General features: G+C 73.7%; 23 protein-coding genes and 1 pseudogene. 10 read left to right on the top strand and 14 right to left on the bottom strand.

Annotated features, from left to right (window positions below; all coding sequences use genetic code 11):
- The first annotated feature begins 130 nt into the window (after positions 1-130).
- The gene (locus ABZW10_RS08845; RefSeq protein ID WP_355361849.1) at positions 131-631 is read left to right on the top strand and encodes a GNAT family N-acetyltransferase; all 501 of its coding nucleotides are present in this window, start codon (positions 131-133) and stop codon (positions 629-631) included.
- 199 nt (positions 632-830) lie between these two features.
- Complete coding sequence (locus ABZW10_RS08840; RefSeq protein ID WP_355361847.1) at positions 831-1,865, top strand: DUF2510 domain-containing protein; 1,035 nt, start codon at positions 831-833, stop codon at positions 1,863-1,865.
- Positions 1,866-1,936: 71 nt separating this feature from the next.
- On the opposite strand, the gene ABZW10_RS08835 is transcribed toward ABZW10_RS08840, so the two are convergent.
- From ABZW10_RS08835 to cobU, 7 genes and pseudogenes are all read right to left on the bottom strand, one after another.
- Positions 1,937-2,452, bottom strand: a complete 516-nt coding sequence (locus ABZW10_RS08835; protein ID WP_355361845.1) for a DUF4240 domain-containing protein — start codon at positions 2,450-2,452, stop codon at positions 1,937-1,939.
- Positions 2,453-2,647: 195 nt separating this feature from the next.
- Positions 2,648-4,456 carry a 2-oxoglutarate dehydrogenase, E2 component, dihydrolipoamide succinyltransferase gene (sucB, locus tag ABZW10_RS08830; protein ID WP_355361843.1) on the bottom strand — a complete coding sequence of 603 codons (1,809 nt, stop codon included), beginning with the start codon at positions 4,454-4,456 and terminating at the stop codon, positions 2,648-2,650.
- A 56-nt stretch (positions 4,457-4,512) separates the two neighbouring features.
- On the bottom strand, positions 4,513-5,901 hold the full coding sequence (lpdA, locus tag ABZW10_RS08825; RefSeq protein WP_355361841.1) for a dihydrolipoyl dehydrogenase: 1,389 nt from the start codon (positions 5,899-5,901) through the stop codon (positions 4,513-4,515).
- A gap of 411 nt (positions 5,902-6,312) precedes the next feature.
- On the bottom strand, positions 6,313-7,821 hold the full coding sequence (locus tag ABZW10_RS08820; RefSeq protein WP_355361839.1) for a leucyl aminopeptidase: 1,509 nt from the start codon (positions 7,819-7,821) through the stop codon (positions 6,313-6,315).
- A 299-nt stretch (positions 7,822-8,120) separates the two neighbouring features.
- Positions 8,121-8,852, bottom strand: coding sequence for an adenosylcobinamide-GDP ribazoletransferase (locus tag ABZW10_RS08815; RefSeq protein ID WP_355361837.1), 732 nt, complete (start codon positions 8,850-8,852; stop codon positions 8,121-8,123).
- A 114-nt stretch (positions 8,853-8,966) separates the two neighbouring features.
- The gene (locus tag ABZW10_RS08810; RefSeq protein ID WP_355361835.1) at positions 8,967-10,082 is read right to left on the bottom strand and encodes a nicotinate-nucleotide--dimethylbenzimidazole phosphoribosyltransferase; all 1,116 of its coding nucleotides are present in this window, start codon (positions 10,080-10,082) and stop codon (positions 8,967-8,969) included.
- Positions 10,083-10,110: 28 nt separating this feature from the next.
- Positions 10,111-10,665: pseudogene (gene cobU / locus ABZW10_RS08805) on the bottom strand (bifunctional adenosylcobinamide kinase/adenosylcobinamide-phosphate guanylyltransferase); the annotation flags it as partial.
- A gap of 124 nt (positions 10,666-10,789) precedes the next feature.
- Here cobU and ABZW10_RS08800 point away from each other — a divergent pair.
- On the top strand, positions 10,790-10,993 hold the full coding sequence (locus tag ABZW10_RS08800; RefSeq protein WP_355361833.1) for a hypothetical protein: 204 nt from the start codon (positions 10,790-10,792) through the stop codon (positions 10,991-10,993).
- Between the two features lie 39 nt (positions 10,994-11,032).
- Here the strand turns inward: ABZW10_RS08800 and ABZW10_RS08795 are convergent, their stop codons facing one another.
- Positions 11,033-11,728 carry a methyltransferase domain-containing protein gene (locus ABZW10_RS08795; RefSeq protein WP_355362115.1) on the bottom strand — a complete coding sequence of 232 codons (696 nt, stop codon included), beginning with the start codon at positions 11,726-11,728 and terminating at the stop codon, positions 11,033-11,035.
- Between the two features lie 242 nt (positions 11,729-11,970).
- On the bottom strand, positions 11,971-12,570 hold the full coding sequence (locus ABZW10_RS08790; RefSeq protein WP_355361831.1) for a DUF3043 domain-containing protein: 600 nt from the start codon (positions 12,568-12,570) through the stop codon (positions 11,971-11,973).
- 300 nt (positions 12,571-12,870) lie between these two features.
- On the opposite strand from ABZW10_RS08790, the gene ABZW10_RS08785 reads away from it, so the two are divergent.
- Positions 12,871-13,680 carry a PspA/IM30 family protein gene (locus tag ABZW10_RS08785; protein ID WP_355361829.1) on the top strand — a complete coding sequence of 270 codons (810 nt, stop codon included), beginning with the start codon at positions 12,871-12,873 and terminating at the stop codon, positions 13,678-13,680.
- 60 nt (positions 13,681-13,740) lie between these two features.
- Entirely contained in the window at positions 13,741-14,034 is a 294-nt protein-coding gene (locus ABZW10_RS08780; RefSeq protein ID WP_355361827.1) for a hypothetical protein, read from the top strand.
- Positions 14,035-14,127: 93 nt separating this feature from the next.
- Here the strand turns inward: ABZW10_RS08780 and nadA are convergent, their stop codons facing one another.
- Complete coding sequence (gene nadA, locus ABZW10_RS08775) at positions 14,128-15,300, bottom strand: quinolinate synthase NadA (protein ID WP_355362113.1); 1,173 nt, start codon at positions 15,298-15,300, stop codon at positions 14,128-14,130.
- A gap of 213 nt (positions 15,301-15,513) precedes the next feature.
- Between nadA and ABZW10_RS08770 the strand changes: the two genes are divergently transcribed.
- From ABZW10_RS08770 to ABZW10_RS08760, 3 genes are all read left to right on the top strand, one after another.
- Positions 15,514-16,437, top strand: a complete 924-nt coding sequence (locus ABZW10_RS08770) for an NADP-dependent oxidoreductase (RefSeq protein ID WP_355361825.1) — start codon at positions 15,514-15,516, stop codon at positions 16,435-16,437.
- Between the two features lie 151 nt (positions 16,438-16,588).
- Positions 16,589-17,053, top strand: coding sequence for an Lrp/AsnC family transcriptional regulator (locus ABZW10_RS08765; RefSeq protein WP_355361823.1), 465 nt, complete (start codon positions 16,589-16,591; stop codon positions 17,051-17,053).
- Between the two features lie 193 nt (positions 17,054-17,246).
- A complete protein-coding gene (locus tag ABZW10_RS08760) occupies positions 17,247-18,614 on the top strand; it encodes a pyridoxal-dependent decarboxylase (protein ID WP_355361821.1) in 1,368 nt (455 codons plus the stop codon).
- 86 nt (positions 18,615-18,700) lie between these two features.
- Here the strand turns inward: ABZW10_RS08760 and ABZW10_RS08755 are convergent, their stop codons facing one another.
- The gene (locus ABZW10_RS08755) at positions 18,701-19,570 is read right to left on the bottom strand and encodes a GNAT family N-acetyltransferase (protein WP_355361819.1); all 870 of its coding nucleotides are present in this window, start codon (positions 19,568-19,570) and stop codon (positions 18,701-18,703) included.
- Between the two features lie 242 nt (positions 19,571-19,812).
- On the opposite strand from ABZW10_RS08755, the gene erpA reads away from it, so the two are divergent.
- The gene (gene erpA / locus ABZW10_RS08750) at positions 19,813-20,166 is read left to right on the top strand and encodes an iron-sulfur cluster insertion protein ErpA (protein WP_355361817.1); all 354 of its coding nucleotides are present in this window, start codon (positions 19,813-19,815) and stop codon (positions 20,164-20,166) included.
- A gap of 114 nt (positions 20,167-20,280) precedes the next feature.
- Here the strand turns inward: erpA and ABZW10_RS08745 are convergent, their stop codons facing one another.
- The gene (locus ABZW10_RS08745) at positions 20,281-20,979 is read right to left on the bottom strand and encodes a hypothetical protein (protein ID WP_355361815.1); all 699 of its coding nucleotides are present in this window, start codon (positions 20,977-20,979) and stop codon (positions 20,281-20,283) included.
- Between the two features lie 115 nt (positions 20,980-21,094).
- Entirely contained in the window at positions 21,095-21,313 is a 219-nt protein-coding gene (locus ABZW10_RS08740; protein ID WP_355361813.1) for a hypothetical protein, read from the bottom strand.
- Positions 21,314-21,588: 275 nt separating this feature from the next.
- Here ABZW10_RS08740 and ABZW10_RS08735 point away from each other — a divergent pair, with 275 nt between their 5' ends.
- Entirely contained in the window at positions 21,589-22,566 is a 978-nt protein-coding gene (locus tag ABZW10_RS08735) for a carbohydrate kinase family protein (protein ID WP_355361811.1), read from the top strand.
- Here the strand turns inward: ABZW10_RS08735 and ABZW10_RS08730 are convergent.
- Positions 22,559-24,139, bottom strand: coding sequence for an aminotransferase class V-fold PLP-dependent enzyme (locus ABZW10_RS08730; RefSeq protein ID WP_355361809.1), 1,581 nt, complete (start codon positions 24,137-24,139; stop codon positions 22,559-22,561). The two genes, ABZW10_RS08735 and ABZW10_RS08730, sit on opposite strands and share 8 nt — an antisense overlap.
- Positions 24,140-24,180: the final 41 nt, after the last annotated feature.

Here is a 24,180-nt window from a genome sequence, read left to right as displayed (position 1 = left end):
CCTCGCAGCCGGTCGTGCCCGTTCACGGGAGCGCCGGTGCCGTGCGGCTCCGGCGAGGAGCCGGGGGCGAAGCGGCGGAGGGAGGAAAATTCCGTGTACGTCCGCGCGGCCCGTCGTTAGCATGCCGCGCATGCACGAAACCGACGATCTGATCATCCGCCCGGCCCGGCCCGAGGACGAGAAGGAACTCGCCGTCCTCAACCGCACCACCTGGACCCCGCTGGCCGACGTCGGCCCGCGGCCCGCCGAGGACGCGGGGGTCTTCGACGAGCGCCACCTCCCGGACCAGTTCCGCCTCGCCCTGCTCGACGGCCGGATCGTCGGCTACATCCGGATCGCCCCGCCGACCCCGCTGGCCAGCAACCAGCACGTGCGCCAGATCCAGGGACTGGCCGTCGACGCCTCCGTCCGCGGCCGGGGCATCGGCGTCGCGCTGATCGAGGAGGCCTGCCGGGCGGCCCGCGGCCAGGGCGCCCGCAAGCTCACCCTGCGGGTGCTCGGCCACAACGCCCCGGCCCGCGCGCTCTACGGGCGCTGCGGCTTCGTGGTCGAGGGCGTGCTCGCCGAGGAGTTCCTGATCGACGGTGCCTACGTCGACGACGTCTGGATGGCCCGCCCCCTCACCGACTGAACCGACTGAACCGGCCGACCCCGCCGACCCCGCCGACCCTGCTGACCCCGCCCGACCCGGACGACCCCGCCGAACCTCGGCCGGCCCCCGCACCGCTCGGCACTCGACTGACACTTCGTCAGAAACGTTGTCCGGGTGGTGCAGAGTCGTGACGGACCCGGCCTGTCTGGAGCATCACCCGGGCGGGTACGGTCTTGCCGTGAGCAACTCGACGCCTCCCGGGTGGTACCCGGTTCCGGGTGCGGACGGCACGGCCGGTCATGAGCGCTGGTGGGACGGCACGGCCTGGACCAGTGACGTGCGCCCCGTCCAGGCGGGCGGCGGCCCGATTGCCGACGCCCCGACGCAGGTCTCCTGGCAGAGCCCCGGCGGCCCGTCCGCCGCGCCCCCGCCGCCCTCGTACGCCTACGGCCCGCCGCAGCCGGGGCAGCCCGGCTACGGCTACCCGGCGCAGAACCCGCCGGCCTACGGCTACCCGCCGGCCGCCTACCCGCCGCCCTCCAGGCCGAACCGGATCAGGACGGGTACGGCCGTCGGTATCGGGGTCGCGGTGCTGGCCGTGGTCGGCGTGGTGGCCGCCATCGCGCTCAACAGCGGCGGTGACGGCCCGTCCGCCGACAGGTCCCGTCCGGTGACCACGGTCACCGTCACCGACACCCCGGCCCCGGCCCCGACCACGACCGGGCCGGACTCGTCGTCGCCCACCGCGTCGGCGCGCCCGACCCCGGCGGTCAAGGACACCGTCGCCGACCCCCAGCACGGCATCACCGTGCCGGTCCTCGAAGGCTGGCAGGCGAACACCAGCGGCGCCCACTCGACCGTCTTCCTCGGCACCGGCCAGTACACCTGCCCCGGCGGCGGCAACTGCATCCGCGGTCAGTTCTCGGTTGAGAAGGACACCATCTCCGGCAGCACCGCCCGCGCGGCGGCCGAGGCGGCGATGCCGGCCTACGCGGCGGCGATCTTCACCGACATCAGCTCGCACACCGACGCCGGCTCCTCCAGCACCACGGTGGCGGGTATCGCCGGGTACGCGGTGCGCTGGCACATCGTGACCTCGGACGGCAGCAAGGGCTACATCCTGCTGGCGGCCGTCCCGGCCAAGGGCGGCGGCTACGTGGCCTTCGAGGGCGGGGTGGACGACGCCGCGGGCGCGCCCGACCCCTCGGCCCTGGACCAGATCCTCAAGGGCATCAAGCAGGACACCGGCGCGGCGGGCGGTTCGAGCGTCTGAGCCCCCGGCCGCGCCCGGTGCCGGCCGTCCTCGGCCCCCCGTCCTCGGCCCCCGTCCTCAGTCCCCCGTCCTCAATCCCCGTACCGCTCCCAGAGCTTGGGAAACCGTTTCGCCATGACGTCCGGGTCGTCGAAGTCGAAGGCGGCTCCGGACGGCCGCGCGGGCTGCCGCCCGCCCACCTCGGGCAGCGGCAGTCCGGTCAGCTGCTCGTAGGCCTCGTCGGCGGCGTAGCCGAGGTCCTCGGCCTCGCCGTCCTCCTCCTCGTCGAACTCCGGCAGCAGGTCCGCCAGGTCGTCGGGCTCGTACAGGCCGCCCTCGAAGACGTCCCGGCCCTGGCCGATCAGCCAGCACCGGAAGTAGTCGAAGGAGTCCTCGGAGGCGCCGCCCAGCAGCAGGTACGCCGCGCCCCACAGGTCGTAGCGGTAGGCGCGCTGGAAGCGGGCCTCGAAGAGCCGGGCGAAGTCGATGACGTCGTCCGGGGCCAGCTCACCGAGCCGTTCCACCAGGCGGTCCGCCTGCTCGTCCGGGTCGCCCTCGGCGGCCTCCCGGGTCTCGTCGATGATCAGCCAGAAGTCGGTCTCGTCCATCACCGCTCCAGCATCCCTGTTCGGCCGCACGCGCGCATGCGAAGAACGGGTGAATCACCCGGAACCGCTCGAAAAACCCGGAACGGCGCGAAGCCCCCGGCCGTGGCCGCCGGGAGGGCCCCGGACACGCGGAACCCCGCGCCGTCCGGGGACGGTGCGGGGTTCCGGTGCTGCCGGAGGTGGACTCCCGGGGCCTTACAGGCCGAGCTCGACCTCGAACTCGCCGGCCTCCAGGATCTCCTTGACGGCCACCAGGTAGCGGGCGGCGTCGGCGCCGTCCACCAGGCGGTGGTCGTAGGAGAGCGACAGGTAGGTCATGTCGCGGATGCCGATGGCGGTGCCGCCGTCGGCCTCGATGACCACCGGGCGCTTGACCGTGGCGCCGATGCCCAGGATCGCGGCCTGGTTCGGCGGCACGATGACGGTGTCGAACAGCGCACCGCGCGAACCGGTGTTGCTGATGGTGAAGGTGGCGCCGGACAGCTCGTCCGGGGTGATCTTGCTGTCGCGCACCTTGCCGGCCAGCTCGGCGGTCTTCTTGGAGATGCCGGCGATGTTGAGGTCGCCCGCACCCTTGATGACCGGGGTCATCAGACCCTTCTCCGAGTCCACCGCGATACCGATGTTCTCGGTGTCGAAGTAGGTGATGGTGCCCTCGGCGTCGTTGATCCGGGCGTTGACGACCGCGTGGGTCTTCAGCGCCTGGGCGGCGGCCTTGACGAAGAACGGCATGGGGGAGAGCTTGACGCCCTCGCGGGCCAGGAAGCCGTCCTTGGCCTTGGCGCGCAGCGACATGATCTTGGTGACGTCCACCTCGACCACGCTGGTGAGCTGCGCCTGCTCGTGCAGGGCCTTCATCATGTTGTCGCCGATGACCTTGCGCATGCGGGTCATCTTGACCGTCTGACCGCGCAGGGCGGACGGCGCGACGGCGGCCTTGGGTGCGGCGGCCGGAGCGGCGGCGACCGGGCCCGGGGCCTGCACCTGGGCGGCCTTGGCAGCCTCGGCGGCGGCCAGGACGTCCTGCTTGCGGATGCGGCCGCCGACACCGGTGCCGGTGACGGCGGACAGCGCGACATCGTGCTCGGCGGCGAGCTTGCGCACCAGCGGGGTGACGTAGGCGTCACCGGCGTCGGCGACCGGGGCGGCCGGAGCCGGGGCAGCCGGGGCGGCCGGGGCCGGAGCGGCGACCGGGGCCGGAGCGGCCGGAGCGGCGGCAACCGGAGCCGGAGCGGCGACCGGGGCGGCGACCGGAGCCGGAGCAGCCGGGGCGACCGGAGCCGGAGCGGCGACCGGGGCCTCCACGACCGGGGCCGGAGCCGCGACCGGGGCGGCCGGAGCAGCGGCGACCGGAGCGGCGGCGACGGCACCCGCGGCACCGATCAGCGCGAGCTGGGCGCCGACCTCGGCGGTCTCGTCCTCGCCGACCAGGATCTTCACCAGCGTGCCGGCGACCGGCGACGGGATCTCGGTGTCGACCTTGTCGGTGGAGACCTCGAGCAGCGGCTCGTCGACCTCGACCGTGTCACCCTCGGCCTTCAGCCAGCGGGTGACGGTGCCCTCGGTGACCGACTCGCCCAGCGCCGGCAGCAGCACCGGGGTGGCGTCGGCGGCCGGAGCGGTGGCGGGGGCGGCCGGAGCCTCGGCGGCCGGGGCCGGAGCGGCGACCGGGGCCTCGGCGACCGGGGCCGGGGCGGCGACCGGAGCGGCCGGGGCAACCGGAGCGGCCTCGGCGACCGGAGCCGGAGCGGCGACCGGGGCACCCGAGCCGTCGTCGATGATCGCCAGCTCGGCGCCGACCTCGACGGTCTCGTCCTCGGCGACCTTGATCGAGGCCAGAATGCCGGAGGCCGGGGCCGGGATCTCGGTGTCGACCTTGTCGGTGGAGACCTCGAGCAGCGGCTCGTCGACCTCCACGCGCTCACCCTCGGCCTTCAGCCAACGGGTGACGGTGCCCTCGGAAACGCTCTCGCCCAGCGCGGGCAGTGTTACTGAGACCGCCATGGTTTCAGCGACTCCTATCAAGTCTTGCGAACTGGAATGGGGGGTGGGGGGCGCGATCAGTCGTGCGCGTGCAGCGGCTTGCCGGCCAGCGCCAGGTGCGCCTCGCCGAGGGCCTCGGACTGGGTCGGGTGGGCGTGGATGAGCTGCGCGACCTCGGCCGGCAGAGCCTCCCAGTTGTAGATCAGCTGGGCCTCGCCGACCTGCTCGCCCATGCGGGCGCCGACCATGTGGACACCGACGACGGCGCCGTCCTTGACCTGGACGAGCTTGATCTCGCCGGCGGTCTTCAGGATCTTGCTCTTGCCGTTGCCGGCCAGGTTGTACTTGACGGTGACGACCTTCTCCTTGCCGTACAGCTCGACGGCCTTGGCCTCGGAGATGCCGACGGAGGCCACCTCGGGGTTGGAGTAGGTCACGCGCGGGACGCCGTCGTAGTCGATCGGCACCGGCTTGAGGCCGGCCAGGCGCTCGGCGACCAGGATGCCCTCGGCGAAGCCGACGTGCGCCAGCTGCAGGGTCGGGGCGAGGTCGCCGACGGCCGAGACGGTCGGCACGTTGGTGCGCATGTACTCGTCGACGAGGACGTAGCCGCGGTCCATCGCGACGCCGTTCTCCTCGAAGCCCAGGCCGGCCGAGACCGGGCCGCGGCCGATGGCGACGAGCAGCAGGTCGGCGTCGATCTGCTTGCCGTTCTCGGTGGAGACGCGCACACCGGTCTCGGTGTACTCGACGCCCGAGAAGCGGGCCTTCAGTTCGAACTTGATGCCGCGCTTGCGGAAGGCGCGCTCCAGCAGCTTGGAGGAGCCCTCGTCCTCCAGCGGGACCAGGTGCGGCAGGGCCTCGACGATGGTGACGTCGACGCCGAACGACTTCCAGACGGACGCGAACTCGACGCCGATCACGCCGCCGCCGAGGATGACGGCCGACTTCGGGATGCGGTCGAGCTTGAGGGCGTGGTCCGAGGAGATGACGCGGTCGCCGTCGATCTCCAGGCCCGGGATCGAGCGCGGCACGGAGCCGGTGGCCAGCACGATGTGGCGGCCCTCGATGCGCTGGCCGTTGACGTCCACCGAGGTCTGCGAGGAGAGCTTGCCCTCGCCCTGGATGAAGGTGACCTTGCGGGACGCCACCAGGCCCTGCAGGCCCTTGTAGAGGCCGGCGACGACGTCGTTCTTGTACTTGTGGACGCCGTTGATGTCGATGCCCTGGAAGGTGGCCAGCACGCCGAACTCGGCGGCCTCCTTCGTCTCGTCGGCGATCTCGGCCGCGTGCAGCAGGGCCTTGGTCGGGATGCAGCCGCGGTGCAGGCAGGTGCCGCCGAGCTCACCCTTCTCGACCAGGGCGACGCTCAGGCCCAGCTGGGCGCCACGGAGCGCCGCGGCGTAACCGCCGCTTCCGCCTCCGAGAATGACTACGTCGAAAACGGTGCTGGCGTCGTTCGCCACGTCACGTCCTCCAAGCAAGGGGTGTGGATCGCCGGGCCGGTCGCGGTCCGGTGGGTCGGAAGCCTTTGTGGGGCGCCCAGTCGTGCCGGAAATACATCTTCGCACTTGTTCGCGGCGACTGATGTCCGGGTCCGCCCCGGGGGCGGCCCGAGGGGTGGTGGGAACGCCGGGAACAGTCCATGTCCGGGGCCATCGTCGCAGCTCAGAGCGGGGTTGGCCGGGAGGGCGGCGAGCGGTCGGCGAGCCCTCGGGGCCCCGGGTTCCGCACTGTGGAACAAAGTTTCGCCCGCAGCGAACAGAGGTGCGGTGGCCGCCCCGTGTCCCCTACCGGCAGGTAACCCGCCCCGGATAGCCGGACGGGGCCCGGCGCGGCGTGCGCACCGGACCCCGTCCGTCGGTCGTGCCGGGCCGTCAGGCCTTGCCGCCCGCCGCCTTCTGCTCGGCGAAGCGGACCAGGGTGCGCACCGCGGAGGCGGTGCCGCCCTTGGGGGTGTAGCCGAACGGCGCGCCCTCGTGGAACGCCGGACCGGCGATGTCCAGGTGCGCCCAGTCGATGCCCTCGGCCACGAACTCCTTGAGGAACAGGCCGGCCACCAGGCCGCCGCCCATCCGCTCGCCCATGTTGGCCAGGTCGGCGACGGTCGACTCGGTCATGCCCTTGCGCAGCTCGGCCGGCAGCGGCATCGGCCAGGACTGCTCGCCCACCTCGCCGGCGACCGCGTGCAGGGTGTCGCGCAGCTCGTCGGCGTTGGCCATCACGCCGAAGGTGCGGTTGCCCAGCGCCATCATCATCGCGCCGGTCAGGGTGGCGACGTCGACGATCACGTCCGGGTTCTCCTCGCCGGCGCGCACGATGGCGTCGGCCAGCACCAGGCGGCCCTCGGCGTCGGTGTTCAGCACCTCGACGGTCTTGCCGCCGTACATCCGCAGCACGTCGCCCGGGCGGGTGGCCGAGCCGGACGGCATGTTCTCCGCCAGCGCCAGCCAGGCGGTGACGTTGACCTGCAGGCCGAGACGCTTGGCGGAGACCACGGCGGCGAACACCGCGGCGGCGCCGGCCATGTCGCACTTCATGGTCTCGTTGTGGCCGGCCGGCTTCAGCGAGATGCCGCCCGAGTCGTAGGTGATGCCCTTGCCGACGAACGCCAGGCTGGCCTTGGCCTTCGGGTGGGTGTAGGCCACCTTCACCAGGCGCGGCGGGTTGACCGAGCCGTTGCCGACGCCCAGCAGGCCGCCGAAGCCGCCCTTGAGCAGCGCCTTCTCGTCCAGCACCTCGACCTTGAGGCCGTGCTCCTTGCCGGCCGCCTGGGCGAGCGCGGCGAAGGACTTCGGGTTCAGGTCGTTCGGGGCGGTGTTGACCAGGTCGCGGGCGCGGTTCATCTCCTCGCCGACGACCAGGGCGCGCTCGACCGCGGCCTTGGCGTCCTTGCTGCCCTTGCGGGTCGACAGCAGCACCAGCTCGCCGACCGGCTCCTTGCCGCCGTTGCCGTTGTTCTTGTAGGTGCCGAACGCGTAGGCGCCGAGCAGGGCACCCAGCGCGACCGCCTCGATCTCGTCGGCCGACTCGGCCGGCAGGGCCAGCGCGGCCTTCTTGGCACCGGCCAGGGCGCGGGCGGCCACACCGGCGGCGCGGCGCAGCGCCTCCAGCTCGTACCCGCCCTCGGCGGCGTCACCGAGGCCGACCGCGAGCACGAGCGCGGCCTTGAGACCGGCCGGGGAGGGGACCTTGACGGTCTCGCCCTCGGCGCCGGTGGCGCCCAGCGTGCTGAGAACCTCGGTCAGCTTGCCCTCGAACGCCTCGGCCACGGCCTCGGCGCCGGGGGCCAGCACGATGCCCTTGGGGCCCTTCGCCACGCCGACCACCAGGGCGTCCGCGCGCAGCGAGGCGGCGGAGGAGGTGCTCACAGACAATGCAGTCACGTAAAACGTCCTGTTCTTTCGCGGTCCACGACCGGTCGCGGCGCGTGTGCCGCACCGGCGCAGCCCGGTCCGCCGGCCAGGCCGACCGGCCGGCGTCCGCCGGACCCGGGACCCCTGGCTGCGCGCGCCCACCGCCGGGGCGGTCGCGCACACCAGAGGCCCCGGCGCCTCGACGTGCGCAGGACGGGCAGGACCTGCGGCGGTGCAGGGCTGCGGTGCTCCCCGCATGGTAGTCCGCATGCTGGGATCACGCGCCGCCCGGTGTACCGCCTTTCGGCGCACGGGCCTTGGCGTCCTCCTCAGCGCAGCAGCGCGACTGCCAGCAGGGCACCGGTCGCGGCGGTCTCCGCCATCGCGCCGAGCACGTCCCCGGTGATCCCGCCGAACCGCCGCACGCAGCGCCGCAGCAGCAGCCAGGATCCACCGAGGCCAAGAACAACGGCCGTCGGCAGCACGGCAGCTGACCATCCGTCCGTCATGCCGGCGAGAGCGAGCAGGGCCGCCACCGCGCCCGTCGAGACGACGGCCGCACCCGGCGTCACCGTGCTCGCCACCATCGCGCCCAGCCCGCCCGGCCGGGCCGCCGGCACCGACCGCAGACACCCCCAGGCGAGCGCGCACCGCGCGGCCACCGCCGCCGCGAGCACCGCGAGCGCACCGCGCAGCGGGGAGACGGCGAACTGCCCGGCCAGCGCCGCGACCTGCGCCAGCAGCACCAGGACGAGGGTGAGCACGCCGAACGGGCCGATGTCCGACTGCTTCATGATCCGCAAGGCGTCCTCGGCGGGCTTCCCGCTGCCCAGGCCGTCCGCGACGTCCGCGAGCCCGTCCAGGTGCAGCCCCCGGGTCAGCGCCGCGAGCACCCCGACCGCCGCCACCGCCCCGAGCGGCCCGCCCGCCCGCCAGGCGACCAGGGCCCCCGCACCCGCGGCGAGCGCCCCCAGCACCACCCCGACCACCGGAGCGAGCACCATCGCCCGCCCCCCGGCCTCCCGGTCCCACCGCTCGACCCGCACCCGCAGCACCGACAAGGTCCCGAACGCGAACCGCAACCCGTCCCGCACACCGACCACCCACCGACCACTCGGAACAGCCGAAGGGCCCGGACCCGTCGTCACCGACCGGACCCGGGCCCCCGACCCGTCCTACAGCTTCCCCAGCAGCTCCGCCGCCGTCGGCAGCCGCGCCGGCTCCCTCGGCGCCGCCGACACGAACACCTCCGGCACCTCCTCGGCCAGCGTGTCCGCCGCGGCCTGGAGCAGCGGCAGCGCCATCAGCGCGCCGACCCCCTCGCCCATCGTGATGCCCTGCTCCTGCAGCGGCGTCAGCGTCAGCCGGTCGTAGGCCTTCGCCTGCGCCGGCTCACCGCTGGTCTGCCCGGCCCGCCACCACTCCGGCGCCCGGAACGCGATCCGCTGCGCGACCAGCGCGCACGCCGCCGAGACCACCCCGTCCAGTACCACCGGCAGCTTGCGCACCGCGGCCTGCAGCAGGAACCCGGTGATCGCCGCGAAGTCCGCCCCTCCGGTGGCCCCGAGCAGCGCCAGCTGGTCGCCCAGCACCGGGCGGGCCCGGCGCAGCGAGTCCCGCACGGTCGCGCACTTGACCATCCACACCCGGTCGTCGATGCCCGAGCCGCGCCCGGTGACCGCCGCCGCGTCCGTCCCGCAGAGCGCGCCGACCAGCACCGCCGCCACCGTGGTCGAGCCGACCCCGAGGTCGCCCAGCACCACCAGGTCGGTCCCGGCGTCGGCCTCCTCGTCGGCCACCGCCATGCCGGCCCGGAACGCCCTCGCGGTCTCCTCGGGGCTCAGCGCGTCCTCGACGTCGATCCGCCCGGAGCCGCGCCGCACCCGGTGCTCGGTGACCTCGCCGGGGAAGCCGTCGGCGTCGGCGTCGACCGCGACGTCCACCACCCGCACCCCGGCGCCGAAGCGGCGGGCGAGCAGCGCGACCGGCGCGGTGCCGTCGAGCACGGCGCGCACCCGCGCCGCCGTACCGCCCTGCGCGGGCAGCCGGGACACCCCAAGGCGGGCCACCCCGTGGTCGGCGGCGAACAGCACCACCTTGGGCGCCGACAGCGGCCGTACCGGGGAGCACCCCTGCACGGACGACAGCCAGGCGCCCAGCTCCTCCAGCCTGCCGAGGCCGTTGCGAGGCCGGTCCAGCTCCTGCCACCGTTCCTCGGCGGCGCGCCGGGCGCTCTCGTCGGGGCGCTCGACGAGCGAGGAGAACGTATCGAGATCCACGGTCGTGTCCATCGTCCGGAAGGCTACACGCCGCCGTCGTTCAGTCGGCGGCGGGCTTGACGGTGAGAACCTGCCCCGCGACCACCAGCAGCACACGCTCGGAGGCGTCGGCGATCGCCATGTTGAGCCGGCCCAGGGTGTCGCGGAACCGGCGGCCGGCGGCGGTGGCCGGGACGACGCCCATGCCGACCTCGTTGCTGACCGCCACCGCCTGCCGCCGGGTACCGGCCCAGGCCCGGGCCAGCGCCGCGCAGCGCCGCTGCACCGCGGCCTCGCCGCCGTCCACCCAGACCGCGTCGTCCCAGGCGCCGCACTCGTCCATGACGGCGGTGAGCCACAGCGCCAGGCAGTCGACCAGCACCGGTGCCGGGTCGGCGGGGTCGGCCAGCACCGCCTCCAGGTCGCAGGTCTCGGCGGTGCGCCAGCCCGCCGGTCGCCGCTCCCGGTGCAGCGCGACCCGCTGCGCCCACTCGGTGTCGCCGTCCCGGGTACCGCCGGTGGCGACGTACAGCACGTCCTCGTGGTGGGCGAGCAACTGCTCGGCCCTGGTGGACTTGCCGGACCGGGCGCCGCCGAGCAGCAGGGTGCGGGGGAGTGGGGCGTCGGATGTCATGCACCCCATCCTCGCGCACCGCGCATAGCGAAGATCCGGCCGGGCAACCTGAGGGCTTAGGGTGCGCACACAGCGCATCGCTGATCGTCGGCGGGAGGAGCCGGGCATGGTCTGGACATGGCGGTACGAGAAGGCGGACGGCACCGTGGTGGCCCCGGAGAGCGGCCAGGCGGAGGAGTTCGCCGGCCAGGGGGACGCGGAGACCTGGATCGGGGAGAACTGGAAGCAGCTGGCCGAGGACGGCGTGGACCGCGCGGTGCTGCTGGACGACGGCCGCGAGGTCTACACGATGGGCCTGCACGAGGACTGAGCCGCCGGAGGTGGCCCCGCAGCCGGCCCGGCTCCGGGGCTACTTCATGCCGACGACGTGCAGCAGCGCGGCGACCTGCCGGTACGGGTCGGTGCGCCCGCCGCGCTCCTCGGCCTCCAGCAGCTGGGCGAGCTGCCGGCCGTCGACCGGCGCCGCGTCGTCGGGGGCGTGGTCGGTGAAGACCCGCACGCCGTACCAGCGCCGCAGCGGCACGGACACCTCGGAGAGGGTGACGGCGAGGTCGGCGATCCGGTCGGCGCGGGCCGCCAGCCCGAGCCGGTTGTAGTACCGGTCGCTCTCGAAGGCCTCCAGGGCGGCCCGCCAGTCGCCGGCGGCCGCGGGCCGCAGGGCGAGCGCGTCGCGGTTGCGCACCACCAGGGAGAGCAGTCCGCCGGGGGCGAGCAGCCGGGCCAGCGAGGCGATCATCGGATCGGGGTCGGGCAGGTACATCAGCACACCGTGGCAGAGCACGACGTCGAAGCTGCGCGCCCCGAACCAGCGCCCGCACTGGTGGCCGTCGCCGATCAGCAGCTGGACCCGCTCCCGCACCGCCTCGGACTCCTCGGCGAGCGCGCCCTGGGCGGCGCCGAGCGCGGCCGGGTCGGAGTCGATGCCGGTGACGTAGTGCCCGGCCCGGGCCAGCCGCAGCGCCTGGGTGCCCTGGCCGCAGCCGATGTCGAGGACGCGCTGCGCGTCGCGGCCGGCCAACTGCTCGGCGAGCTGCCGGGCGACCATCTCCTGCCGGACGAGGTTGCGCAGCGAGCCGGACCGCCCGGCGGACGGGCCGGCGCCGGCGAAGGAGCCGCTGCGCGAGGGCAGCCGCCGCTCGTACCCGGTCAGCTCGTACCCGCCGCGGTCGTACCCGGCGCGCTCCTGGGCGAACCGGTCGTGGCCGCCGCCGCCCTGGCCGGGGAGCGCGTAGAGGCCGGGCCCGTCCCAGACGGGAGGGGCCCAGCCGGAGTCCACCGGTTCGGCGGTCAGGGCTTCTCCCCGCGCCGCACCTGCGGCTTGGGCAGTCGCAGCCGGCGCATCTGCAGGATGCGCATCAGACCGTAGGCGACCGCGCCACGGGTGTTCTGCCCGGCGAAGCGCTCGGCGAGCTGCTTGCGCAGGCCGAAGCCGAGCCGGACGAAGTCCAGCACCACCAGGACGAAGAAGAGCAGGAACAGCAGCGTGGAGAGCAGCTGGAGGGCCGGCACCTTGACGATGCTGAGCACCAGGATCACGACCGCGGCCGGCAGGAAGAACTCGGCCAGCGACCAGCGGGCGTCCACGTAGTCGCGGGTGAACTTGCGCACCGGGCCCTTGTCACGGGCCGGGAGGTGGCGCTCGTCGCCCTCCAGCAGCGCGGTGCGCTGCTTCTCGCGCTCGGCACGCATCCGCTCGCGGGCCTGGCGGGTGGCCTCCTTGCGGTCCTTGGGCACGTTCACCCTGGTCCGCCGGTTGGCCTCGGCCTCACTGCGCTTGGGCGTGGGGCGGCCCTTCTTCGCCTGCGGGTCGCGGGGCTGGGTCGTCTCGTCCTGCTTCTCCAGCACGGCGGCGGAGGCAGCGGCATCATCTGAACGGCGTCGGAACACACCACCAGCCTACGGGGTGCGGGACGGCTTCCTCCGGTCCCCCGGGAACCAAACGCATATCGATCGCGTCCCGGGCGGCCGGCCTCGGGTTTCCCCGGGGTTCCCCGTAGGGGATCACTCCGCTGACCGGCGGGTGGTACGAGAACGGGATCCACCCCGCGGAGGAGGCTTTACGGGACCGACCTGTAGCACTCTTGTTGCAGGCAGGTGCACTGCGGCGACGGGCTCGCTGCACATACACTCGTCGTGTCTGGTAACGAGATAGAGACCGCAGGCCGGAGAAGGGGGCACCCGAGGCCCATGAGCGACGGAATCATGAAGCGTATGGGGCTGATCTTCCGCTCCAAGGCGAACAAGGCCCTGGACCGGGCGGAAGACCCGCGTGAGACGCTGGATTATTCGTACCAGAAGCAGCTGGAGCTGCTGCAGAAGGTACGTCGTGGCGTCGCGGACGTGGCCACCTCGCGCAAGCGCCTGGAGCTGCAGCTGACCCAGCTGCAGCAGCAGTCGTCGAAGTACGAGGACCAGGGACGCAAGGCGCTCTCGCTCGGCCGGGAGGACCTCGCCCGCGAGGCCCTGACCCGCAAGGCGAGCATGCAGTCCCAGATCAACGACCTGCAGGTGCAGTACCAGCAGCTCCAGGCCGAGGAGGAGAAGCTCACGCTCGCCTCCCAGCGGCTGCAGGCCAAGGTCGACGCCTTCCGCACCAAGAAGGAGACCATCAAGGCCACCTACACCGCGGCCCAGGCGCAGACCCGGATCGCCGAGTCCTTCTCCGGAATCTCGGAGGAGATGGGCGACGTCGGCCTCGCGATCCAGCGGGCCGAGGACAAGACCGCGCAGATGCAGGCCCGGGCCGGCGCGATCGACGAGCTGCTGGCCTCCGGCGCGCTCGACGACGCCAGCGGTCTCGGCCGCAAGGACGACATCGAGGCCGAGCTGGAGCGGGTGGCCGGCGGCTCCGACGTCGAGCTGGAGCTGGCCCGCATGAAGGCCGAGCTGACCGGCGGCTCCCCGGCCTCCGGCCCGCAGGCGATCGAGCAGGGCCGCCCGCAGGACGCCGCGCAGCAGCAGCAGCAGGACACCCCGCGGATCAACTACAACAAGTGACCTGAGCTCCACCGAGGAGCAGCTCCGGGAGACATCCCCAGGAACAGGGAGACGCACGGCATGATCATGAGGGTCATGGGTGAGGGGCAGTTCGAGGTGGGCGAGACCCACCTCAACCGGCTCAACGAGCTCGACGAGGAGCTCCTCACCGCACTGGATTCGGGGGACGAGGAACACTTCCGCCGGGCGCTCGGTGAGCTGCTGGGCGCCGTGAAGAAGTTCGGCACCCCGCTGCCGGACGACTCTCTGGAGCCGTCCGACCTGATCCTGCCGGACGCCGAGGCCTCCATCGAGGAGGTCCGGGTGCTGCTGCGCGACGAGGGCGACGGTCTCATCCCGGGCGTTCCCGAGTAGCCGCCGTCTCGGCCAGACACAGGGGCGGGCCCCCTCCCACCGGGAGGGGGCCCGCCCTTCGTCCGTGCCGCCCGAGCGGCGGACCGCCCCGCGCTACGGCAGGGCCAGCATCCGGTCCAGCGCCGCCTTGGCGTGCTTCTCGGTCTCCGGGTCGACGGTGATCACGTTCGGCACCCGGCCCTCGACCAGCGACTCCAGCGCCCACACCAGGTGCGGCAGGTCGATCCGGTTCATGGTGGAGCAGAAGCAGACCGCCCGGTCCAGGAAGACGATCTCCTTGTCCGGGTGGGCCTTGGCGAGCCGGCGCACCAGGTTCAGCTCGGTGCCGATGGCCCACTTGGAGCCGGGCTCGGCGGCGTCCAGCGCCTTGATGATGTACTCGGTCGAGCCCACCATGTCCGCGGCCGCGACGACCTCGTGCCGGCACTCCGGGTGCACCAGGACGTTGACACCGGGGATCCGCTCGCGCACGTCGTTCACCGACTCCAGGGTGAACCGGCCGTGCACCGAGCAGTGGCCGCGCCAGAGGATCATCCTGGCGTCCCGCAGCTGCTCGGCGGTCAGGCCGCCGTTCGGCTTGTGCGGGTTGTAGACGACGCAGTCGTCCAGCGAGAAGCCCATGTCGCGCACCGCGGTGTTGCGGCCGAGGTGCTGGTCGGGCAGGAAGAGCACCTTCTGTCCCTGCTCGAACGCCCACTCCAGGGCCCGCTTGGCGTTGGAGGAGGTGCAGATGGTGCCGCCGTGCCGGCCGGTGAAGGCCTTGATGTCGGCGGAGGAGTTCATGTACGAGACCGGGACGGTGACGTCGGCTATGCCGGCGTCGGTCAGTACGTCCCAGCACTCGGCGACCTGCTCGGCGGTGGCCATGTCGGCCATCGAACAGCCGGCCGCGAGGTCCGGAAGGACGACCCGCTGGTCGTCGCCGGTGAGGATGTCGGCCGACTCGGCCATGAAGTGCACACCGCAGAAGACGATGTACTCGGCCTCCGGGCGGGCCGCCGCGTCGCGGGCGAGCTTGAAGGAGTCGCCGGTGACGTCGGCGAACTCGATCACCTCGTCGCGCTGGTAGTGGTGGCCCAGGATGAAGACGCGGTCGCCGAGCGCGGCCTTGGCCGCCCGGGCGCGCTCGACGAGGTCCGGGTCGGAGGCCGGCGGGAGGTCACCGGGGCACTCGACGCCGCGCTCGCTGTTCGGGTCGGCCTCGCGGCCGAGCAGCAGCAGAGCGAGCGGCGTCGGAGTGGGGTCGACGCCGTAGGTCTCGGTGATGGTGGTGGTCACGGGCGGGCGCCCTTCTGTGCGGCCGATCAAGCGGTGCAGCCTTTTCGTCTATCTGACGCAATCTATGATAACCGGTTAGCGTCAGAGTGACGATGGCCATCCTGTCGATGTGACGAGAACCGCTCGCCGGTTCGGAGCCTTCCCGGGCGCTCGCGGCGTGGCCGAAACGGGATCCCGGCCCGTCCGGGTTTCGCTGGTGGCATGAAGGCAATCGCGATCCACCGCTACGGCGGCCCCGAGGTGGTCGAGTACACCGACCTGCCCGACCCGAAGGTCGGCCCCGACGCGGTCCTGGTGCAGGTCAGGGCGGCCGGGGTGAACCCGGTCGACTGGAAGGTGCGGGAGGGCCGGCTGGACGGCCTGCTCGACGCGCACTTCCCGCTGGTGATGGGCTGGGACGCGGCGGGGGTGGTCCGCGCGGTCGGCGGCGGGGTCACCGAGTTCGCCCCCGGTGACGAGGTCTACGGCTACGTGCGCAAGGACGCCGTCGAGCACGGCACCTACGCCGAGCTGGTCGCCGCGCCGGTCCGCACCCTGGCCCGCAGACCCGCCGCGCTGGACTGGGCGCAGGCCGGCGGGCTGCCGCTGGCCGGGCTGACCGCCCTCCAGGGGCTGCGGGCGGTGGGCGTCGGCGCCGGGGACACCGTCCTGGTGCACGCCGCCGCCGGCGGGGTCGGCCACCTGGCCGTCCAGCTCGCCAGGGCCTTCGGGGCCCGGGTGATCGGGACCGCCGGCGAGCGCAACCACGACTACCTGCGCTCCCTCGGGGCCGAGCCGGTCCGGCACGGCGAAGGCCTGGCCGACCGGGTCCGGGCGCTCGCCCCGGAGGGCGTGGACGCCGCGCTGGACCTGGTCGGCGGCGAGGCCGTCGAGGTCTCCGCCGCCCTGGTCGCCGACCCGGCCCGGATCGCCTCGGTCGCCGACTTCGGGGTCAGGGCACGCGGCGGCCGGTACGTCTGGGTCCGTCCGGACGCCGCCGGGCTGGCCGAGCTGGCCGCGCTCGCCGACGAGGGACGGCTGACCGTGACCGTCGCCTCCACCTTCCCGCTCGCCCAGGCCGCCTCGGCCCAGGCGCTCAGCGCGGAGGGCCGCACCCGGGGCAAGATCGTCCTGCTCGTGGACTGACGCCTCCGGGGGCGCGCGGACACCTCCGCGTCATCCGTCAGCGGTGGACTCACTCCTGACATCAGCCAGAATGGTTGCCGAACCGTTTCGGCGGGCCGCCGTCGCCCCGCCGCCGTTCCCGACGCCGCACGACCCGTGGAGCCCCGCACCGATGAGCAGCAGCCGAGCGCACGAGCTGGTCGGGGCCTCCCTGGACGAGACGGACCGCCTCCTCCTCGCCCGGCTGGCCGGGGACGGCCGCGCCTCCTACGCGGAGATCGGCCTCCAGGTGAACCTCTCCGCCACCGCTGTCCGCCGCCGCATCGACCGGCTGCGGGCGCGCGGGGTGGTCCGCGGCTTCACCGTGGTGCTCGACCCCTCGGTGCTCGGCTGGCAGACCGAGGCCTTCGTCGAGGTCTACTGCCGCGAGCGGACCGCCCCCGAGGAGATCCTCGCCAGCCTGCGCCAGTTCCCCGAGGTGATCGCCGCCTGGACGGTCACCGGCGACCCGGACGCGCTGGTCCACCTGCGGGCCGCCGACATGCGGCACCTGGAGGCGGTCATCGAGCGGATCCGCCGCGAGCCGGGCGTCCAGCGCAGCCGCTCCTCCGTCGTCCTCTCCCAGCTCATCGGCTGATCGGCCGGCCGCGTCCCGGGCCGGCGCAGGAATCCTGCGCGCAGCCCGTCGAAGACGCCCGAAAGCTGCCCGACCGGCCGCGTTCCGACGCGCGGACCGGGCCCGTCGCTGCCTACGCTGATCATGTCCGGCCGTGCGGTGCCAACCCCCGCGCCGCCGGACCCCCGACACCCCACAGCCGAGAGGGACACCCGTGTCCGCAGCCCCCGACCGCATGCACCGGCCCGACAGCGACCTGGTCGACCTGGTTTTCGACTACATGCGCGAGCGGCTGCAGTACGACCCCGTCCCGCTCGACCACCCCGGTGACGGCGAGCACCTGCGCACCCAGCTGTCCGGCCTGCTCAACCAGGACGGCAACAACCCGGCCGACGTGCTCAAGCTCTACGACCACGAGCTCTCCCGCGCGGTGATCTCCGCCGACAGCCCGCGCTACCTGTCCTTCATCCCGTGCGCCCCCACCAAGGCCGCGCTGCTCTTCGACATGGTCGTCTCCTGCGCCTCGCTCCAGGGCATCTCCTGGCTGGAGGCGGCGGGCGCGATCGCCGCCGAGAACCAGGTGCTGCGCCTGATAGCGGACCGCGCGGGCCTGCCGGAGTCGGCCGGCGGCACCTTCGTCTCCGGCGGCTCGGCCGGCAACCTCTCCGCGCTGGTGGTCGCCCGCGACACCGCCCGCCGCCGCCTGGGCGTCGGCCCGGAGGCCCGGCTGCGGATCGCCGTCGCCGACCAGGTGCACTCCTCGGTCAAGAACACCTTCAACATCATCGGCGTCGAGGCGTTCAAGGTGCCGACCGTGAACCGCCGCTTCACCGGCGAGGCGCTGCGCGCCGCGCTGGCCGCCGACCCGAACCCGGAGACGGTGATCGGCGTCGTCGGCACCGCCGGCACCACCAACGAGGGCATCGTCGACGACCTCCGCGGCCTGGGCGAGGTCGCCCGCGAGCGCGGGCTCTGGTTCCACGTGGACGGCGCCTACGGCGGCGCGGGCCTGTTCGCCCCCTCCGTCCGGGAGCGCTACAACGGCATCGAGCTCGCCGACTCCTTCGTCGTCGACCCGCACAAGTGGCTCTTCGCGCCGTTCGACTGCGCCGCGCTGGTCTACCGCAACCCCCAGCTCGCCCGCGCCGTGCACACCCAGGACGCCTCCTACCTGGACGTCCTGCACACCGAGGGCGACGAGTGGAACCCCACCGACTACGCCTACCACCTGACCCGGCGCGCCCGCGGCCTGCCGCTCTGGTTCTCGCTCGCCGTGCACGGCGTCCAGGCCTACACCGACGCCATCGAGGCCGGCCTCACGCTCGCCCGGGAGACCGCGCAGCTGATCCGCGACACCGACCACCTGGAGCTGCTGTTCGACCCGCAGCTCTCCGCGGTCTGCTTCAAGCGCACGGGCTGGACCAACGACGACTACTACCGCTGGTCGCAGCAGCTGCTCGCGGACCAGATCGGCTTCGTCACCCCCACCGGCTGGGACGGCGAGACCGTCGCCCGCTTCGCCTTCCTGCACCCCGGCACCACCATGGAGATGGTCAGGGAGATCCTCGACACCATGGTGTGACGCACACCCGACGCGCCCGTGCGCGCACGGACGGACCCCCGCCCGGCCCCGGCCCGGCGGGGGTCCGTCCGTTCCGGCCGCAGCTCCTACAGCAGCCCGCCGTTCGGCACGTACGGCGTCGGCGGGCGCATTCCGCGCAGGCCCACGAAGCCGCGGGTCTCCACCGTCAGGCCCACTTCGAGACCGACGTCCAGGGCCCACTCCTGCTCCGCGGTCAGCGCCTCCACCAGGGCCTCCGCCCCCTCCGGCACCCGGGCCAGCGCCTCGCGCAGCAGCCGGGTGGCGATGCGCTTGGAGGTGGCCGCCAGCAGCTTCACCTCGCCGCCGTCGCGGTAGCAGTAGCCGCTGCCCGCCAGCGCGTCCGCGATCAGCAGCTCCTCGCTGTGGGCGAGCAGCAGCTCGTGGTCCGGGCCGTGCGCGGAGCCGCGCAGCCGGCGGTCCACCGAGTCCAGCAGATGCCGGTGGGTCGCGTTCCCCGGGTGCACCGGGATGTCCCCGGGATCGACCAGCCCGGACCGGTCCACCCGCCCGGTCAGCCGCATCGCCGGGTACAGCGTGAAGCCGGCCAGTCGGTAGCGGCGCACGGCGGCGGGCGACGGCGAGGCGCACAGCATCCCGCGCAGACAGCCGCGCCCGTACGCGAGGGCCCGCTCCAGCAGCAGCCGGCCCACCCCCTTGCCCTGGACCCGGGGCAGCACCACCAGCAGCGCCAGCACCCAGACGCCCTCGCGGCGCAGCGAGAGCACCGCGCCGACCGGCTCGCCGTCGAGTTCGGCGAGCCAGCAGCCCTGCGGATCGGTGCGCGCCAGGTGTCTCGTCCGGGCCAGCTGGTAGACGGCCGGCCGGGGCGGCTCGGTGGCGGGCGCGGCGTCGGGGAGGGAGGCGAACGCTGCACGGGCGACGTACTGGACCACCTCCGCGTCGGCGGCGGTGTCCTGGACCGGGCGCAGGATCATGCCCACCATCCTGGCCGTCCGGGCGCCGCCGCGTGGCCCGTTCACCCGGATCGGCCCCATCGGGCGGTGACCGGGGTCCGCCGGTGTGCGAGCATGGGGAGCGTATGGGGAGCGGGTGCACGCCCGGCCCACGGAATCACGCCGCCACGAATCCTCCGAAAACACCGCCGTCCGGGAAATGAATCCGGGCGACCGTCGGTTGGCACTGGCGGCAGACCGTCGTCAAGACCGGGAGAAAGCAGATGACCGTCCAGGACGAGACCACTGTCGAAAGTGGCATCCTCCTCACCGATGCCGCCGCGGGCAAGGTCAAGGCCCTGCTGGAGCAGGAAGGCCGGGAGGACCTCGCGCTGCGGGTCGCCGTCCAGCCCGGTGGCTGCTCCGGCCTGCGTTACCAGCTGTTCTTCGACGAGCGCTCGCTCGACGGCGATGTGGTCAAGGACTTCAACGGCGTCAAGGTCGTCACCGACCGCATGAGCGCCCCGTACCTGGGCGGCGCCACGGTGGACTTCGTGGACACCATCGAGAAGCAGGGCTTCACGATCGACAACCCGAACGCCACCGGCTCCTGCGCCTGCGGCGACTCGTTCAGCTAACGGCCTGACGCGAAGGCGGCCCCGGATCCCCGGGGCCGCCTTCGTCGTGTCCGGACACCGGCCGTGCCGGTCGTTCCGGTCACACCGGCTGTGCCGACCGCACCGGTCACACCGTCACGGGTTGCCCGGGATGTCCGGGACCACCGGGTCGGGGCCGATCTTCGGGTCCGCCTCCAGCGGCACCTCCTGCCCGGTCGCCAGATCGGTCACCGTCCGGCCCCGCAGCGGCTCCTTCAGGTCGGCCGTCACCGTCTGCCGCTGGGCCACCGCGATGCAGTCCTGCCCGGCGGGCACCGGCGCCGCCGTGGTCACCCGGATGTCCACCCGGCCCGGCTTGGACTCGTCCGCCTTGAGCGCGTACCTCTGGCAGACCCCGCCGTAGAACCAGACCGTCAGACGGTTGCCGTCCGACCGGTAGGTGATCGCGGGGTGCACCTGCGAGCCGGTCCCGGAGCCGTTCGGCGCCGGTTCGCCCACCGCGATGCCGTTGCCGCCCGAACCCGGGGGAGTGGGTGCCGGGGTCGGGGTCAGCGCCGGGCCCGGGCTGGCCGGCCGCGGGTCCGGGGCGGTGGCCGAGGGGTCGGACGGCGGCGTGGTGACCGGAGCCGGCGTGGCCGCGGCACCGTCGGTGGCCGGGCCGGGAGAGGCGGACGCGCTCGCCGCCGCCGGCTCCGCGGTGGCGGACGTCGCCCCCGAACCCGCCTTCGCCGCGCCGCCGCATCCGGCCAGGACGGTGGCCGCCGCCAGCGCCAGGCCCGCCAGTGCCGTCGCGCGCACCCGGCCGGAACGCCGGGGCATGGTCTCCAGATCCATCTGCACATCCTCCCGAGGGTTCAGCGGTACGCCGTGCCGGCCGCACCGCGCGGATGTGACGTGCCCCGGGCGATTCCGGTTCCCGTCCCGCTTCCCCGGGACCGGACGCCCCGGCTCAGGGTCCGTACTCGGGCATCCCCGCGACCAGCCGCTGAGCCCCGGCGGGGACCCGGAAGCCGGAGCCGGCCGGCGCGCTGTCCTGCCGGCCGGTCGCCAGCAGCGGCCAGAACCGCCGCAGCCGGCGCGAGGAGTCCACCAGCGCGTCCAGCGACTCGCCGTCCGCGTCGCCGCGCAGGGCGGGCGGAACCCGCAGCGGGTGGTGACTGGGCATCATCGGCCATCACTCCGATCCACCGGTGCCGTGGCAGCGTCGCCACGGGCCTGGGCAGGGCCGAAACGGCCCCTCCCTGCCGACCCTAGGCCGGTCGGACCGGAGCCCACCAGAGCTACCGCGGGGTAGTACACCTTCGGGGACGGCGGGTGACAGCGGACGGGGGACCGGTACCCGCTGTCTTGCCGGTGCCCCGCCCCCGCCGGGTACCGTGGGTGGGTTGCACCGCCGTTCCACCCCGCTGTCCCGTGGCCCTGCCGCCATCCTGAGGAGACCTCGTGCGTATCGCCGTCGCCGGCTCGATCGCGACCGACCATCTGATGACCTTCCCCGGCCGGTTCGCCGACCAGCTGGTCGCCGAGCAGCTGCACACCGTGTCGCTGTCCTTCCTGGTCGACACCCTGGACATCCGCCGCGGCGGCGTCGCGCCGAACATCGCCTTCGGCATGGGCGTCCTGGGCCTGCGCCCGGTCCTGGTCGGTGCGGCCGGCGCGGACTTCGCGGAGTACCGCAGCTGGCTGGAGCGCAACAACGTGGACTGCCGCGCCGTCCACATCTCCGAGACCCGCCACACCGCGCGCTTCATGTGCACCACGGACGAGGACCACAACCAGATCGCCTCGTTCTACACCGGTGCCATGGCCGAGGCCCGCAACATCGAGCTCAAGCCGATCGCCGACCGCATCGGCGGCCTCGACCTGGTGCTGATCGGCGCCGACGACCCGCAGGCGATGGTCCGCCACACCCAGGAGTGCCGCACCCGCGGCTACGCCTTCGCCGCCGACCCGTCCCAGCAGCTGGCCCGCCTCGACGGCCACGACATCCGCCAGATCGTCGACGGCGCCGCGTACCTCTTCACCAACGAGTACGAGGCCGCGCTGATCGAGTCCAAGACCGGCTGGGACTCCGAGGAGATCCTCACCCGGGTCGGCACCCGGATCACCACCCTGGGCAGCAAGGGCGTCCGGATCGACCGCAAGGGCGAGGCCCCGGTGGTGGTCGGCTGCGCCCCCGAGACCGCCAAGGTGGACCCGACCGGTGTCGGCGACGCCTTCCGCGCCGGCTTCCTGGCCGGCCTCTCCTGGGACCTGGAGCTGGAGCGCTCCGCCCAGATCGGCTGCATGCTCGCCACCCTGGTGATCGAGACCGTCGGCACCCAGGAGTACGAGCTGCGCCCGCACGACTTCCTGCAGCGCTTCACCGCCGCCTACGGCGACGAGGCCGGCGCCGAGGTCCGCGCGCACCTGGTCAACTGACCCGCCGCACCAGATAGGCCGACCCCCGGTCGCCGCCGTACTCGGCGGCCGGGGCCTCGCCCAGGTACTCCTGGCCGCGCATCCCGCACCAGGCGGGGACGTCCAACCGGGCCGCCTCGTCGTCGGCCAGCACCGCGACCGTCCCGCCCACCGGCACCTCGCCGATCCGGTTCGCCAGCTCGATCACCGGCAGCGGACACCGCTTGCCCAGCGCGTCGAGCACCAGCAGCCGCCCGGTGATGCGCCCGCTCGCCTCCGGGCGCTCCGACCCGGTGCCGACGCTCCTCGCTCCGGCACTCCCTCCTTCGTCGGTCGCTTGTCGCTCCTCGCTCTCGGCACCGGTGCGCCCTTCGGCCCGGGGCGGGACGACCTCCCCGGCGGCCGAGGGCGGTGCCAGGTCCAGCCCCAGCGGCGCGCGGACGCCCGCCACCACCTCCGGCAGGACGGCCAGGAACCGCTCGACGTCCGCCTCGGCGGCGCCGAACGGCAGCGAGACCCGGACGTTGCCCTCGGTGAGCACGCCCATCGCCGCCAGCACATGGCTCGGGGTCAGCGTGGAGGAGGTGCACGAGGAGCCGGAGGAGACGGCGAACCCGGCCCGGTCCAGCTCGCCCAGCAGCACCTCGCCGTCCACGTACAGGCAGGAGAAGGTGACGAGGTGCGGCAGCCGCCGCACCGGGTCGCCGACCACCTCGACCTCGGGGACCAGCCGCGGCACCCGGGCCCGGATCCGCTCGACCAGCTCGTGCAGCCGGGCGTTCTCCCGCTCCGCCTCGGCCCGCACCGCGCGCAACGAGGCCGCCGCCGCGACGATCGCCGGCACGTTGACGAACCCCGGCACCCGGCCGCCCTCGCGCTCGTCGGCGGGCAGCGGCGAGGCGTACCGCACGCCCTTGCGCACCGCCAGCACCCCGACCCCGGCCGGCCCGCCCCACTTGTGCGCGCTGGCGGCCAGCAGCGACCAGCCGGCCGGCACGTCCACCCGCCCGGCGCTCTGCGCCGCGTCCACCAGCAGCGGCACCTCCCCGCAGCGCGCGGCCGTCTCGGCGACCGGCTGCACCGTGCCCACCTCGTGGTTGGCGGACTGCAGCACGGCGAGCGCGGTGTCCGGCCGCAGGGAGGCCGCGAACTCCGCCGGGTCGACCCGGCCCTGCCGGTCCACCGGCACCACGGTGACCTCGCCGCCCGCCGTCTGTCCCCCAGCCTCCGGCCGGGGGGACCCCCATCGCTCCGCGGTGTGCAGCACGCTGGAGTGCTCGACGGCGGAGTGCACCAGGTGCCGGCCGCGCCGCCGGTTGCCGTGCAGTGCGCCCAGCACACCGAGCTGGACGGCCTGGGTGCCGCTGGCGGTGAAGGAGATCTCGTCGGCCCGGCAGCCGAGCACCTCGGCCACGGTCTCCCGGGCCGCGTCCAGCAGCATCCGGGCCTGTCGCCCGGAGCGGTAGAGCCGGGCCGGGTCGGCCCACCCCTCGTCGAGGGCGGCGGTCAGCGCCTGCCGGGCGACGGGGTGGAGCGGTGCGGTGGAGGCCACATCGAAGTACACGGTCACATTTAACGACACTCCCGGGTGCATTCCGGCCTCCGGCGGCGGCTCACCGATCGTCAGTCGATCAC

The organism is Kitasatospora sp. NPDC004723, assembly GCF_040609255.1.
In the GTDB taxonomy this organism is placed as follows: domain Bacteria; phylum Actinomycetota; class Actinomycetes; order Streptomycetales; family Streptomycetaceae; genus Kitasatospora.
The sequence above is the reverse complement of the archived record's forward strand: the minus strand, read 5'-3'. Positions and strand labels throughout refer to the sequence as shown.

Excerpts from the sequence above, each read along its gene's own strand:
- ABZW10_RS08845 (WP_355361849.1), top strand. The coding sequence starts at position 131 with ATGCACGAAACCGACGATCTGATCATCCGCCCGGCCCGGCCCGAGGAC.
- ABZW10_RS08835 (WP_355361845.1), bottom strand. The coding sequence starts at position 2,452 with ATGGACGAGACCGACTTCTGGCTGATCATCGACGAGACCCGGGAGGCC.
- sucB (WP_355361843.1), bottom strand. The coding sequence starts at position 4,456 with ATGGCGGTCTCAGTAACACTGCCCGCGCTGGGCGAGAGCGTTTCCGAG.
- ABZW10_RS08810 (WP_355361835.1), bottom strand. The coding sequence starts at position 10,082 with ATGGACACGACCGTGGATCTCGATACGTTCTCCTCGCTCGTCGAGCGC.
- ABZW10_RS08800 (WP_355361833.1), top strand. The coding sequence starts at position 10,790 with ATGGTCTGGACATGGCGGTACGAGAAGGCGGACGGCACCGTGGTGGCC.
- ABZW10_RS08795 (WP_355362115.1), bottom strand. The coding sequence starts at position 11,728 with ATGGTCGCCCGGCAGCTCGCCGAGCAGTTGGCCGGCCGCGACGCGCAG.
- ABZW10_RS08785 (WP_355361829.1), top strand. The coding sequence starts at position 12,871 with ATGAGCGACGGAATCATGAAGCGTATGGGGCTGATCTTCCGCTCCAAG.
- ABZW10_RS08780 (WP_355361827.1), top strand. The coding sequence starts at position 13,741 with ATGATCATGAGGGTCATGGGTGAGGGGCAGTTCGAGGTGGGCGAGACC.
- ABZW10_RS08770 (WP_355361825.1), top strand. The coding sequence starts at position 15,514 with ATGAAGGCAATCGCGATCCACCGCTACGGCGGCCCCGAGGTGGTCGAG.
- ABZW10_RS08765 (WP_355361823.1), top strand. The coding sequence starts at position 16,589 with ATGAGCAGCAGCCGAGCGCACGAGCTGGTCGGGGCCTCCCTGGACGAG.
- ABZW10_RS08755 (WP_355361819.1), bottom strand. The coding sequence starts at position 19,570 with ATGATCCTGCGCCCGGTCCAGGACACCGCCGCCGACGCGGAGGTGGTC.
- erpA (WP_355361817.1), top strand. The coding sequence starts at position 19,813 with ATGACCGTCCAGGACGAGACCACTGTCGAAAGTGGCATCCTCCTCACC.
- ABZW10_RS08745 (WP_355361815.1), bottom strand. The coding sequence starts at position 20,979 with ATGGATCTGGAGACCATGCCCCGGCGTTCCGGCCGGGTGCGCGCGACG.
- ABZW10_RS08740 (WP_355361813.1), bottom strand. The coding sequence starts at position 21,313 with ATGATGCCCAGTCACCACCCGCTGCGGGTTCCGCCCGCCCTGCGCGGC.
- ABZW10_RS08730 (WP_355361809.1), bottom strand. The coding sequence starts at position 24,139 with ATGCACCCGGGAGTGTCGTTAAATGTGACCGTGTACTTCGATGTGGCC.